We start from the raw sequence: 13503 nt of genomic DNA, 5'->3' as shown, positions 1-13503 counted from the left end.
TGTTATTCATCTTGTTGCATCACAATTATTTGTGACCCATTGCCTAGCATTATATTGCCTTTTAATATTACGGTTTCATCCGCGGCCAGGCCTTCTTTTATCACCGTACGATTATTATAGGTTTCACCAACGGAGATTTGCCTGAGCTCAGCGGTGTTATCTGGCTTTGCTACGAGCACATAGTACCTATTGTTCCCATGGATTTTTATGGCTTCCGTTGGCAGGGTAATTGCATTGTTAAGTGTTGTCATTTTGAGCCTTACAGTAACAGATTGGCCTGGCCAGAAGCTGGTGTCTTCATTTTCGAGGCTGGCGCGTAGATGGATTGTGCCGCTGGACGGATCAATGGAATTATTGACAAAGTCTAGGGTCCCGGTGGCTGTAATGCTCGGATCGGAAATGCTTGATACTTCGACATCCAATGAATCTTTTTCCGAAAGATATCTGTTGAGGTCAGGAAAATAGGTTTCGGCTATGGAAAAATCGACGTATAGTTGCCAAACGTTTTGGATGTTTGCCAATACGGTTGCCTGGGATACAACATTTCCACAGTCGACCTGGTATTTGCCCATCAGTCCATTTATCGGTGATGTTATGTGGCAATGTTCTAGATCTACTTTGGCTTGAACGATTTGTGCCTCTATCTGCTTTATACTTGCCCTGTCTTGCAGCACCTTCGATTCACAGGTTTCAAATTCCTGCTGGGAGATATAGTTGTCCGGTAGAAGGGATTTGGATCTGGTGAGTTTTGCCTCATCTAGTTGGAGCTGGGCCTCGGCCTTGGCTAGCTCGGCTTCGAGTTTGGCGAGGGTGGCTTCGTATTTTCTTGGATCTATTGTATATAACATTTCATTGATTTCCACATAGCTACCCTGGGCCACATGAACCTCTTTTATTTCTCCTGGCACCTGGGCTGTAATATTGATCGATTCCTGGCTAATGCATTTTCCTAGGCTGCCTACGGTTATGGGGACATCCATAACCTTGGCTGGGGTTACGGTGACTGGCACAGGCGGTCTGGCTCCTGGACCTCCGGGTATGCCAGCGCTTTTTGGAGTTTTGGTATTACATCCATGAAAACCAATCGATAGCAACACCAGGGCGATTAATTGACACCTATTTGATTTTGTCTTCATATTATTAAGATTTTATCTATTTCTATCATTTATTGTTAGGTTGCCGGCGGCATAGGCCAATGCGGCTAGGCTGATTGCTAAACCGTTTTTGGATGCCACCAGTTTTTGTCTGGCCGATGCCAAACTGTTTTGGGCTGTCATCAAATCTAGGAAAGAACCCAGACCATTTGCATAGGCAAGCTGTATGGAGTCGAAAGCTTCCTTGGCAGATTTTTCATATTCACCTGCAGCTTTCAATTGTCGGCAGGCTGACTTAAATTTATGGTATTGATCCCAGACATTTTTGGCTGTATCGAGCTTTGCCGCCTGTAGTTCATGTTTTGCAGCGCGGGTTCTTGCCCTGGCTTCGATGACATTATTAAGGTTTGCAAAACCATCGAACAGATCCCATTGCAGGCCAACGAAGGCGCTGTATTTTTGGTAATTGCTATCGTAGTGTTTAACCTTATTTATGGATCCTGTGAATCCCGCTATCAACTCTGGCATCAGATTGCGACTGGCTGATTTATTGGCCTGGGTGGCTGCATCGAACCTGGCTTTGGCTGCCAGGATATGGGGATGGCATTCCAAGGTTTTGGCGAGGATATCGTCGACCTGCCCCAGCAATGCGTCATCTATGTTGTTGTCAATGTTTGGGTTAAAAATATCAATCTGGGATGATACCTGGAGTCCTAGGACCCTGGCCAATTCAGCCCGGGCCGTCTCAATATTTGCCGACGAGTGTTCAAATTGAAACTGGGCTTGGCTAAGATTTGCCCTGGCTTTTAGGAGATCGTTGATGTTGCCCAGGCCGGAATCATATCTACGTTGGGCATATTCAAGAGAAGCCTTTGCGTCATCGAGACTTAGCTGATTTGCTGAAACCGCTTCCTTGGCTGAATCAAGGTTGAAGTAGGCCATTTGGACCGAGAATGCGAGTGTTTGCAAGGCCCTGTTGTACTGGAAGTTAGCGGCCAATAATTCGGATTTTGCAGCCTCGGCCCGGGCCCTATGGGCGCCGAACTTGAAAAGTGAATAGGTAATTTCTATCTGTGGATAAAATACCGTGGATTCATGGGTTATAAGTCGTTTATTATCAGATGGATTTTGTCCTGCAATATCCTTTGAGTTGGCCGCGATGGCCTTCAGTTTAACCTGAGGAAAAAACACAGCGGCGGCTTTGCCCTTTTGTGCCTCGGCTATTTTAGCCCTCTGCCAGGCCAGTCTGGTCTCGGGATTGTTCGAGAAGGCTATGTCAAGCAATGTATTAAGATCCGCAGGCCAGGTTATTTCAGTGGAAGGTAGGTCTTCTTCGGTACTGCATTCGGCGGGCAGATAATCAGAAGGACTATCACAGTTAACTGGTTGCTGGTCAGTATGGTTGCACGCGCAACCAAACAATGAAAGCATTACAATAGCCCAGCCGGCCAATTTATATGAAAAGCCCACGATAACTATTTTCTAACATTGTTTATTGATTGGCAAGTCTTTTTAAGTCTTTTTGTCACATTTTTTTATAATTTCGCCATGGTTTAAGTATAAAATTTTGCCATTTACATAAATTTCGCCGCGGCACGAGATAGCCTGTCATTCAACGCCATGCCCAGGCCGACGGCCGGTGCTTTTTCACAGAAAATTGTGTCATAACCACATTGATCCAAGTATCTTAGTATTGAGAAAATATTTCTGGAAGCCTCGGATAAATCTCCGTTTTCGCTCAGCCAAAAGGTGTCTTTTTTTTCCTGGACGGGCCTTTTCAGGTACACAATGGCGGTGTTACTGGCGGCCGCTGGAACCCTGTCGGCGTCAAATAATCTCAGTTTTGTATTTGGGCTGTAGTGTCGTTTAAATAGTCCCGGGGCTGCCGGGTCCGTGGTGGCCATTTGCCTAGGGCTAACCACTTCTAAGCCAGTGGCTTCCTGTAACATCTCTGCGGTTATTGCTCCGGGTCGTAAAATCTTTATTTGGTCTTTGGAAAGATCTATTATGGTGGACTCCAGGCCTATTTCGCAGGGACCGCCGTCGAGGATATGGTGTATTTTTCCCTGGAGCGAGTTCATAACATGTTTTGCTGTGGTTGGACTTATATACCCGAACTGGTTTGCACTGGGCGCAGCCAATGGTACCTTGGTCCTAACCAAGACTTCCCTAAAAACCCTGTGGGCTGGAATCCGGATGGCTACGGTGCGCTTTGAGGCCGTTATTTTGTTTCTGACGGAATCGGCCTTCGGTAACACAAACGTCAGTGGGCCAGGGCAGAATGAATCCACCAGGAGATTTAGGCTAGGGATAGTGTCATCCTTGATTTTTGTAAGGTTTAACAAGTCGTTAAGGCCTAGGACATGGACTATCAATGGATCCGTAAATGGCCGGTTTTTTATGTTAAATATCTGATTTATAGCGGTTTCGCTGGTGATTATGCCAGCTAACCCATAGACGGTTTCTGTGGGCAGTGCGACCACACCACCGGCCAACAATTCCCTACTGACCAGCGCAAGTGAATCGTTGGTTACACTTAAAATACTCGTATCTAAAGTCACTTATCTATTTCATTAATAGCATGTTACGAGCCCTCTTTATCATACGAGTTATATGTCTTTGTTGCCTGGCCGACAGACCTGTATATTTTCGTGGCAGAATCCGGCCAGTACCGGTAACATATCTGGCCAACTGTTCCACATCACTCCAATCGACATCTAAAGGCGACTTTTGGTCAGCCACTTTTGCATTTGTATTTTCCATAAGCACGGGTTTCATAGATAGAAAATTTCGAACATAAAAATCAAGAATAAAGTGCTTATTACAATTTTTTTATATAATAATCAGATTTCTATTGAATTTTTACAGAAAACATGCTGTGCTCATGAAATCTAAAAAATAAAACCATGAACACACTGGTGTTACTATTAAACGAATTTTACTGTGACGATTTGACTCAACAGAATGGTTATAACATAGTCAAGCTCAAACAGTTAATAAACTTCAGAGGATTTGAAAAAATTGTTATAGTATTGGATGGAATCCGTGAAGTAAATTTGGATGCGGTGCTGAAAATTTTCTGTGAGCATCTCTGCTGTGACAAAAATATAATACGTTTTGTTGAGTCAATTAATAGGGTTATTTATGAGGTTATACCGATTAATACCGATGATTTTTATGTATTTATGCCGGTCAGTGCCATGAATAAAGACAACCCGCTTCATGATATTTTCGAAAAAATGCAGCCCAATAAAAAAATACGGTTATGTCTCATTGGAGTGCCGGAAGTTATTGATAATAAGTTTGATACAGAAGTAGAGCTGCCACCAATAACAAATGGTGGATCCGTATTTGAGGACCTGTGGTCGTAAAATTGCTCTTGGCTATCATTTTTTCGTTGATATAATGCCAAGATTAATTTTTGACAACGGTGTAATGAATACGAGGCTTGACCCGCTGGAATACTATACCGAGACAGATTGGTGCGCCATGATTGCAGAGGCTGAAAAACATGAGACGCCGTTCTTGCTGATAAATCTCGGAATAATACGTAAAAGGTATCAGCAGCTAAAGGAGTTGTTTCCCTATGCAGTTGTTCATTATGCTGTTAAGGCAAATCCAAGTTTGCCGGTTTTGGAATTGTTACGTGATCTGGGAGCAAATTTTGATGTGGCTTCGATAAATGAACTTGATAGCCTGCTGTCCATTGGGGTTTCGCCGGATAGAATAAGCTATGGTAATACTATAAAAAAGAAGGTGCATGTTAAGTACGCCTATGACAAAGGCATACGTCTTTTTGCTTCGGACAGTGAAATCGACATAAGAAATCTCGCCGCCGTGGCTCCCGGTTCGGACATTTTTTTGAGAATTCTTGCAGAACACAGCTCCACCGCCGACTGGCCACTGTCAAAAAAATTTGGTTGCCATTCGGATATGGCCATAGATTTGCTTATGCTGGCGGATAAACTAGGGTTAAAACCCAAAGGGGTTTCGTTTCACGTCGGATCCCAGCAAAGGGAAATAGGCGCATGGGATTCATCGATAAGCCGCGTTAAATATATATTTGATTATTTGGAGAGCGAAAAAATCCCGCTTTCGCTGATAAATATGGGCGGCGGGTTTCCGGCCTCCTATATTTCTAGGACACCGGAAATGTCCACCTATGCAAGCGAGGTAACACGTTATCTTACAGAGGATTTTGGTGAAAATTTACCACATATAATATTGGAGCCAGGGCGTTCCCTTGTTGCCGACGCCGGCATTTTGGTCACCGAGGTTGTGTTGATTTCAAAAAAATCTTCCTTTGGCGTGGATACCTGGCTATATACGGACGCAGGTAAGTTCAACGGCCTTATGGAGACAATGGAGGAGAGTATCAAGTATCCGCTGTTTTGTGAAAGTGCTGGTCGGCTGGTTGAAGACTTTATAATTGCCGGTCCAACCTGTGATAGCCAAGATATTATGTATGAAACATTTAGAAACCCATTACCCAGACACATAGACGTGGGTGATAGGATTTACTGGTTAACCGCCGGGGCCTACACATCCAGCTATTCATCCATTGGATTTAATGGATTTCCGCCGATACAATCCTACTTTATAGAGCCATAACCTGTTATAGTCCAAGCTATTACTATTCATCTTGTGCTTTTTCTGCTTTTTCTGCTTTGGATTTTAATTTGGAGGCTTGCTTTTTTGCCTGGGCGCTTTGATATTCGAGCAGGCGTGTGTATTTATATAATGTGAAAAATCCCTGGGATATGGCTATGTACATGCCATGAAATCCGTCCAAAAATCCTAATTTTATCACATAGCATCGAAAAACTTTCCACAGCGCATGGGCCACTATGGACCAAATGTCAACTTTATCTAGTTTATGGTCTTCCACAAACAGGTCTGTGTATTTCAGCATCATCTCGATATGCTTCCTGGTGGAATCGTAGGTATAATGTAACAGGTTACCATTCAACAACTTGACCTTGCCATCTATCTTTAATTGTTCGTGGACGAGCCCACCAGCCCAGTAGCCGTAATCTTTTCTGAAAAGTCTCCTGCAGTGGTCGGGGTACCAGTCACCATGGTGTATCCATTTATTCAAAAAAAATACAATTCTTTTAAATTCAGCGCCATTGTATCGTTTGTCATTGTCTGCGACGAACATCAGTATAGATGACCTAAGTTCTTCTGATACAGCCTCATCGGCATCGATGGATAGGATCCAATCCTTGGTGGCCAGTTGCTTGGCGAAATTCCTTTGGTCCCGGAAGTTTTGCCAGGGATGTTCTATTACCTTTGCGCCATAACTTTCGGCTATTTCGACGGTTCTGTCGACACAATCATTTACGACCACAATGATCTCTTCCACCCAGCTGTGAACGCTATCTAAACAACGAGATATGTTCTTTTCTTCGTTACTAGCTATAATAACAGCGCTAATCGGCAATCTATTGCTCATCATTAATGATCATTTACAATATTTTCATAAAAATCAAAGTGGTCAATTCTTTTATTCGATAGCCAATCTATTATATAATTTACTAAATCCAATATCCAATATTCAACAAATTTTTTTGGTCGGGGCGACCGGGTTCGAACCGATGACATCATGCTCCCAAAGCATGCGCTCTACCAGACTGAGCTACGCCCCGAGGTTTTCATATATAACCACAAATAATTAATAAATTTTGCAATAAAAATAAATTTTTACATATGATTTTACTAGATATTTTTCCTATTTTTTATAACAATTCTCTTGACTCATGCCATGGGTGATCTAGATTGCTTTTCTGAGTAGATAAAGTTATCGACGGTGTTAGGATTAATTTAATATGAATTTTTTTGTTAGGTCATTCAAGGATGTTTTTATGGAAATTGGCCCATTGGCGGCGGTGGTGTTATATATAAGTATGACGCCGCATTATATCGAAAGAGAAAAGGTAAAGACGGCGTATATTAGTTGTTTGGTGGGCTGGGCTGTTTTGGTATTTTTTGCCACCACCGGTGAATGGATTTTTAGAGCGTTGGGCATAGGTATTAACTCATTTAACATATCTAGTGGATTGATATTCATTATGGTAGGCTTTGGAATGCTTCGGGGCAAGGATCCGATGGAAAAAGTGGCCGAAGGCGCGGGAAATAAGTCTCTGGCTAACCCAGCGATAGGTATAATCCCACTGGGAATTCCCATAATAGCTGGGCCCGGTGCGGTTGCATTTTCCATAGCCGAGAATGGCCAATCTAAGAATGTTGCGTCACTTATGGTATTTTTATTGGCCGTAACCTGTGCGGTGTATTGCCTGTATTTGGTCTTTCTTGTGGCGGTAAAAAGTGTACGTAAATTACCAGCAACTGTTGTAAAATTGAGTTACAAATTGTCCGGTTTATTTATGCTTGCCCTGGGTATACAGCTTATGATGAATGGCATTAATGGTGTGATCAATAAAGCTAAGATTCAGGCCGAGACAAGCATTAGTCAGCCCGCATTACCCAAAAAATAGAAATGATCTCGGTGATCGTTTTATATCTTTTATAGCAATGCCAGGTTTTGAGATTGGCCCACGAGATTAAAGAGTTTCGAAGTAACCAGAAGTGGTATATCGTCGATTATAGATAGTGTGATGGCGTCACTGGGTCTACAGTCTAGATCCAGATGTCTTTTACTATCAACGGTACCGGTCATTCGCATTTTGGCGAAAAAAACCGAATCTTTAGCAGAATGGATTATAATGGATGAAATTTTGTATCCAAGCACTGTTATTGCGTTGCTGAGCAGCATATGGGTCGACGGTCGAGCTAATTTCTCTTTGCCTATGGCATCCATAATTGCTTTACCCGACAGTGGCGATATATGTATATCAAATACTTTTTCTTCATTACCTATAAGCAGAGTTGTTACGCTAACGGATGTAATAACTGCTAATAATCCCACTCCCACGACATCCATGGGTGAGACTATAGGCAAAGTATGAATTAAATCAAGAAAATGTAACAAAATATCAAATTATGCCAAATTTTGTGCGATTTTTTTGATGGCCATATGGCAGGTGATTATTTCATCAATGGACTCTGGTTCAAAGTTTTCTGTACCATTCATCAGCTGTTCTATAAGTGTTGGAATGCGGGTAAATTTTATTTTATCTTCCAAAAACAACTCGACAGCTGTATCGTTGGCTGCATTGAAGACCGTTGGCATAATACCGCCGGCCTCTAGACACAGTTTCGCGAGTCGAAGACATGGAAATTTCTTTTCATCCGGTGGTTCAAAGCTGAAATTTATTGGATCGGAGAACGAAACGGTCTTTTGTGAGCTTGGTTGTCTATGGGGATAAAAAAGACAATTTCTTATGGGAAATCTCATGGATTTTTCACTAATTTGGGCAATAATTGACCCATCCAGGAATTCCACCAGGGAATGGACCAGGCTTTGCCTGTGTATTGTGACTTTGATTTGCTGTGGAGCTAGATCGAACAACCACCGGGCTTCGATCATTTCCAATCCTTTGTTTGCCAGCGTTGCCGAATCTATGGTGATTTTTTGCCCCATACGCCAGGTCGGATGTTTAAGTGCTTGTTGTGGAGTTACATAATCCAAGGCATCGGTATCGTAATCCAGGAATGGGCCGCCGGAGGCAGTTAGCCATACCTGTCTTAGGGACTTTTTGTCCTCACCGGCAAGGCATTGAAAAATTGCATTGTGTTCGCTATCAATTGGTAGGAGTTCAACGTTGTTTTTTTTTGCCTGGGCACATAGAAACTTCCCTGCCGTCACAAGTATTTCTTTGCTGGCAATTAGTATCTTCTTTTTTAATGAGATAGCGTTCAGTGTGGCTCTAAGGCCGGCTAGACCGCTCACAGCCATTATGAATATGTCGAAATCGATGTTAGAGACAAGCTCATCCATGGCCTGTTCACCGCTAAATACCCTGCAATCTGCACAAAGTTCATGCAGTTTTTCACTTTCACCGTCGCTGATAGCTAGATTTTTAACGGAAAATTCACCGGATATTTCGGCGAGCCTATTTAGATTGGTTTTGGCTGCAATCCCAACCAGTTCAAAGTGTTGTCTGTGTTCCCTCAGTTCTTCTAATACGCTACTTCCGATCGAGCCGGTTGCCCCGAGGAGTATTACTTTGCTTTTCATATATAACAACTTGTACAAAAATCCTCCTCCATAGATTCGCGAGAATAAATTTGTTTTTTTATAATATTGACTGTGATGTCGTGTTACTTAGACCTCAGTTGAGTCATAAATTTAGTGTTCGGTACGGTGAAAAGTGAAATAAAAGATGTGGGCAGTGTGCGCAAGGTTTTTACCATGACCATTAGTAAAGATGAGGCGCAAAATGAAGAGAACCTGTTGATTAAGGCGATTTCGAGGGATGCTAAGATGCCTGGATTTAGAAAGGGTCATGTGCCAGAGGCTATTGTACGTGCAAAGTTTTCAAAGGATGTAAAGGCCAGGCTTGACAGACAATTATATTCCAGAGCCATGGAGTTTGTAACCAAGGAGCACAATGTTCGGATTTTTTCAGTGGTCAAGGTTGATTCCAACGATAAGGCAAGTGGCGAGAAAGAGCTGGTTATGACCATAGATGTTAAGCCAGATTTTAAACTGATCGATTATAAAAACATAGAGTTCGAACCGATCAGTGCTGAGGTTAGCGATGATGAAATAGATAATGCCCTGGAGCAGATAAGAAACCATAATGCTGACTATATTAGCGTGGATCGCGAAGCCAGGAAAGGTGATTTTTTGAGGCTATCCTACCGCGGCCTACTGACTGACGGTTCGGAGATTTCTAAGCTGGATGCTGTACTGCCTATTTGGGGTAAGCAAAAAAGTACCTGGGAAGAGGCCGGTGCTGAGGATTCACCTGGTGTTAAAGCAATTATCGACGGTATCATTGGTATGAAAGCCGATGAGGATAGGGAAATTGAAACCACATTTCCGGAAGATTTTTCCGTAAAAGCTCTTGCTGGCAAGACAGCTAGGTATGATGTTCATGTTTTTGAGGTAAGGGAAAAGGTTCTGCCAGCGCTTGATGATAGGTTATTTGAGAAACTAAGAGCAAAGACCATCGAAGAGTTGCGGACCCAAATTGTTAATGATTTGAAGGCCCGTAAGGTACAAATGGGCCGGTTCGAACAGAGAGAGCAATTGGTAAGAAAATTGATTGATAGTGTGGACTTTGAAGTTCCAGAAAGCGCCGTAGAGCATGAACGGATTCAAATTTTTAGGACATTTTGGGAGCGACAGGTCCAGGAAGGGGTTTCCCCGGCTGAGCTGGAAAAACACAAGGATGTGCTGTATAAAGACACCGAAGATATTGCTCGAAATAGGGCCAAGATAAATTTTATCCTGGAGCGAATTGCCATTGAGGAAAAAATCACCGTGTCCGCCGATGAACTAAGCCAAATGATTATGCAGGAAGCATCTATGTTGCACACCACACCGGAGAAGCTGGTAAATGAAATAAAAAATGATAGGATTAGGATTCAGGATTTGCAAAGGCGGGCATTATTTAGCAAAACATTGGATTTCTTGATTATGGAAAACACAAAGCATCACCAGGATCCGGCTGGAACCGGTTCAAAGGAAACTTCAAATAACGAGTCGGAGGAGTTGGGCGCTGGAAAGGCAGAGGCGGAGAAGCCCAGGCGTAGCCGATGATGCCAGGGATAATTTGGTCGTTTATGCATGAAAAAAGTACTTCATTTAGAAAAAGAGTCGAATAATTATGAAAACACTTAATGCACATTATCTTCCATTACCTTATGTCTATGAACGAGATGGCAGACAAGAGCGCTCTTGGGATATATATAGTCGCCTGTTAAAGGACCGGATAATTTTTCTTGGGACATCGATAGATGACTTCGTTGCCAATGCCATCGTGGCGCAGTTTTTGTTTCTGCAGATGGAAGATCCCAAAAAGGATATTCACCTTTATATAAACTCTCCTGGTGGTAGCATTACCGCTGGCATGGCCATCTACGATACGATGAAATTTATGAATTGCGATGTGGTTACCTACTGCGTGGGCCAGGCGGCCAGCATGGCGACCGTATTGCTAGCTGCTGGCACAAAAGGTAAACGTTACGCATTGCCTAACAGTAGGGTTATGATACATCAACCCTCGGGTGGCGCCGGTGGTCAAACATCGGATATTTCCATTGCCGCCAAGGAACTTTTACGTTGGAAAAGGACCCTGAACATGGTACTCTCGGAGTGTACGAGTCAGCCGGTGGAAAAAATTGAGAAGGACTCTGATAGGGATTACTTTATGGTAGCCGCCGAAGCTAAAGACTATGGCATTGTCGATGAGGTGATAAAGAGCAAACCAAAACCTGAAGAGACCTAGATTATACCATAACCATCGTCATAAGTAATTGGCCTAGAGCAAGGTGCAACCCATCCAATGGGTGTTGCTATTTATGGCATCGGTCCCAACGTCTGTAAAAATTTTATTGATTTCATTTGGGTATTCAGGAGATATACCCATCTGAAATTGTCTCATCTCGGTCCTTTTATTTTTTATGATTTGATCAAAATTTATCATATCACAGCCAATGTTTACAAGTTTATTATATGTATCTTCAAGAATTTTTATAGTCTCATCGGTAAAATCCTTGCCCGAATGTTCGCAGGCCAGTGAGATGGCCCACATAACTGGTTTGCAGATAAATTCAGATATGGCATGACCTATGTCATTCAACGGCAAATCAAAAAGTATAACTAAGGCTTCTTTCAGTATTGCGGCTAGGCGATCAGGATAATAGTCGCCGATAGAGCCACCTAGCAAATAAGGTAACCATACGACTGGAAGATGTTCATTATTTATTTCTTGTGGAAAGTTCAGGTTATTATATGTGGCCACTTCATGAAAAAATAATTCCAATCTTGTAAAAAAATCCGATGTTGATCTACATAACTCTATGTAATAGTGAAGGTTTTCTGTTTTCGAATAATTGAATTTTAGATATTGATTAGAATAGATGGCTTTTTCGTTAGGTAGAATATTCCTATAGCCCCAGTAACCATTCCTTTGTTGTAATATCCAATCACGCCACGGATTCGCATTGGCAGAAACAACCAGTGATAAAAACCAAACCAATACGACAAACCATCTCGTCTTCATTGTATATGTATTCTGTTATATTTATTGAATATTGTCAATATTTTACACCCTGTAGAGGTATATTACTCCGTCAAAAATAAAATCCATTTGGTTGTAAATACGACCATCCATAACTGACATTAGCTCCGATTGTTTTTTGAACACATTTGACCTGTTTTCTTTCGATAGACCTATTTTCAGTTCAGTTTAGGGCTGGGATTTTTTGGTTTTGGAGTAGTTGGGTTCTACCCCAACACCCTGGCTAACACGGTTACTGTTTTTTTCTACGACCCCTGGTGGATTTACTATTACTGGCTGGGGCTTTATGGTTATTTTTTGCTTTTGCTGCTGTTTCAATAATGTTATTAACCCTAGCAGATTCATCCTTGGCTGTTGGTTTGACATGGGTTGTGTGGTTGCCATTAGCATTGGCCAAATTAGTTTTTTCATTATCAGAAAGCACTACTTCAGCTCTAGCTCTGTTGTCTGCACTTGTGTTTGTTATGTGTATTGCTATCTTTTGCAGTCTTTGTTTGACTGGCTCTAATTCTATACTATATCCGCTATTTGTAAGCTTGTTACAAATACGTTCTATTATATTTATAGACCCTAATGAAAATTCTGAATTTTTATGTTTAAAAGATTCTTCAACGATTTTCATTAGTATAGAATATATACGCTTATGTAAAACGTTAGCTACATTGGCCACACTTTTTAAATCAAACACTTTGCACAACCCTTCATCTAGTCTTTCCTGTAATTTCTTGGGATATCTATCTCCCACACTGCCACTTAATAGGTTTGGCAACCATAGGATAGATTTATTAATTTCTTCGTTTGGTAAATGCTTCTTATTATATTCGCAAATACTACGAAGAAATTCTTCCAATTTTTCAATAAATCCAAAGCATAAATTAGCTACACTAGCGTTGATACCGTTGGAATTATAACCAGAATCATAACCTAGAAGAGTATGTAATTTACTTTCTTCACCGCCTGCTTTAAGATAGTTATTAATACTTATATAAAAGTTACTTCTGGGAATTGCAATTGATCGTGCATACTTATCACTCTCATTGCGACCATAGATCCATTTACTATATACTTCCTTTCTTAGCCATTCGTCCCAGTCTGCTTTTGCCGGGTTAATCACCGACATAAGGAAACACAACAAAATAATTTTTTTTGCACTTTTACTCATAATAAAACTAGGGTGTCATAGTTTATAAAAATTATCAAGTTTTTCTTGACAGCCAATGTAAGCCATTTGCTACATAATATCCTCTTCATAAGTC

At 41.7% G+C, this 13503-nt stretch carries 14 protein-coding genes and 1 tRNA gene; 5 read left to right on the top strand and 10 right to left on the bottom strand.

All coding sequences use genetic code 11. The annotated features are described in order from the left end of the window. Nucleotides 1-2: 2 nt before the first annotated feature. From LBB20_01630 to rpsR, 4 genes are all read right to left on the bottom strand, one after another. Nucleotides 3-1136, bottom strand: a complete 1134-nt coding sequence (locus LBB20_01630; protein MDR2735524.1) for an efflux RND transporter periplasmic adaptor subunit — start codon at nucleotides 1134-1136, stop codon at nucleotides 3-5. 12 nt (nucleotides 1137-1148) lie between these two features. Further along, nucleotides 1149-2564, bottom strand: a complete 1416-nt coding sequence (locus LBB20_01625) for a TolC family protein (GenBank protein ID MDR2735523.1) — start codon at nucleotides 2562-2564, stop codon at nucleotides 1149-1151. A gap of 104 nt (nucleotides 2565-2668) precedes the next feature. Beyond that, complete coding sequence (locus LBB20_01620) at nucleotides 2669-3655, bottom strand: threonylcarbamoyl-AMP synthase (protein ID MDR2735522.1); 987 nt, start codon at nucleotides 3653-3655, stop codon at nucleotides 2669-2671. Between the two features lie 4 nt (nucleotides 3656-3659). After that, nucleotides 3660-3872, bottom strand: a complete 213-nt coding sequence (gene rpsR / locus LBB20_01615) for a 30S ribosomal protein S18 (GenBank protein MDR2735521.1) — start codon at nucleotides 3870-3872, stop codon at nucleotides 3660-3662. A 128-nt stretch (nucleotides 3873-4000) separates the two neighbouring features. Here rpsR and LBB20_01610 point away from each other — a divergent pair, with 128 nt between their 5' ends. Both LBB20_01610 and LBB20_01605 read left to right on the top strand, forming a co-directional pair. After that, a complete protein-coding gene (locus LBB20_01610; protein ID MDR2735520.1) occupies nucleotides 4001-4465 on the top strand; it encodes a hypothetical protein in 465 nt (154 codons plus the stop codon). Continuing rightward, a complete protein-coding gene (locus tag LBB20_01605) occupies nucleotides 4431-5705 on the top strand; it encodes a type III PLP-dependent enzyme (GenBank protein MDR2735519.1) in 1275 nt (424 codons plus the stop codon). The genes LBB20_01610 and LBB20_01605 overlap by 35 nt, the downstream gene beginning before the upstream one ends. A gap of 22 nt (nucleotides 5706-5727) precedes the next feature. On the opposite strand, the gene LBB20_01600 is transcribed toward LBB20_01605, so the two are convergent. Both LBB20_01600 and LBB20_01595 read right to left on the bottom strand, forming a co-directional pair. After that, a complete protein-coding gene (locus tag LBB20_01600; GenBank protein MDR2735518.1) occupies nucleotides 5728-6552 on the bottom strand; it encodes a glycosyltransferase family 2 protein in 825 nt (274 codons plus the stop codon). 113 nt (nucleotides 6553-6665) lie between these two features. Beyond that, a tRNA-Pro gene (locus LBB20_01595) sits at nucleotides 6666-6742 on the bottom strand. Nucleotides 6743-6922: 180 nt separating this feature from the next. Here LBB20_01595 and LBB20_01590 point away from each other — a divergent pair. Continuing rightward, nucleotides 6923-7591 carry a MarC family protein gene (locus LBB20_01590; GenBank protein ID MDR2735517.1) on the top strand — a complete coding sequence of 223 codons (669 nt, stop codon included), beginning with the start codon at nucleotides 6923-6925 and terminating at the stop codon, nucleotides 7589-7591. A gap of 29 nt (nucleotides 7592-7620) precedes the next feature. Here LBB20_01590 and LBB20_01585 read toward each other — a convergent pair whose 3' ends face one another. Both LBB20_01585 and dxr read right to left on the bottom strand, forming a co-directional pair. Then, nucleotides 7621-8037, bottom strand: coding sequence for a bifunctional nuclease family protein (locus LBB20_01585; protein ID MDR2735516.1), 417 nt, complete (start codon nucleotides 8035-8037; stop codon nucleotides 7621-7623). Between the two features lie 57 nt (nucleotides 8038-8094). Beyond that, complete coding sequence (gene dxr, locus LBB20_01580; GenBank protein MDR2735515.1) at nucleotides 8095-9234, bottom strand: 1-deoxy-D-xylulose-5-phosphate reductoisomerase; 1140 nt, start codon at nucleotides 9232-9234, stop codon at nucleotides 8095-8097. A gap of 114 nt (nucleotides 9235-9348) precedes the next feature. Here dxr and tig point away from each other — a divergent pair, with 114 nt between their 5' ends. Both tig and LBB20_01570 read left to right on the top strand, forming a co-directional pair. Beyond that, nucleotides 9349-10764: a trigger factor gene (tig, locus tag LBB20_01575; protein ID MDR2735514.1), complete on the top strand. Its 1416-nt coding sequence runs from the start codon at nucleotides 9349-9351 to the stop codon at nucleotides 10762-10764. Nucleotides 10765-10831: 67 nt separating this feature from the next. Further along, nucleotides 10832-11452, top strand: coding sequence for an ATP-dependent Clp protease proteolytic subunit (locus tag LBB20_01570; protein MDR2735513.1), 621 nt, complete (start codon nucleotides 10832-10834; stop codon nucleotides 11450-11452). 33 nt (nucleotides 11453-11485) lie between these two features. On the opposite strand, the gene LBB20_01565 is transcribed toward LBB20_01570, so the two are convergent. Further along, entirely contained in the window at nucleotides 11486-12229 is a 744-nt protein-coding gene (locus LBB20_01565) for a hypothetical protein (GenBank protein MDR2735512.1), read from the bottom strand. A 250-nt stretch (nucleotides 12230-12479) separates the two neighbouring features. Continuing rightward, the gene (locus LBB20_01560) at nucleotides 12480-13409 is read right to left on the bottom strand and encodes a hypothetical protein (protein ID MDR2735511.1); all 930 of its coding nucleotides are present in this window, start codon (nucleotides 13407-13409) and stop codon (nucleotides 12480-12482) included. Between the last annotated feature and the right edge of the window lie 94 nt (nucleotides 13410-13503).

The organism is Puniceicoccales bacterium (assembly GCA_031283585.1).
Lineage (GTDB): Bacteria > Verrucomicrobiota > Verrucomicrobiia > Opitutales > LL51 > JAIRTH01.
This window is presented reverse-complemented; position numbering and strand designations above follow the sequence as displayed.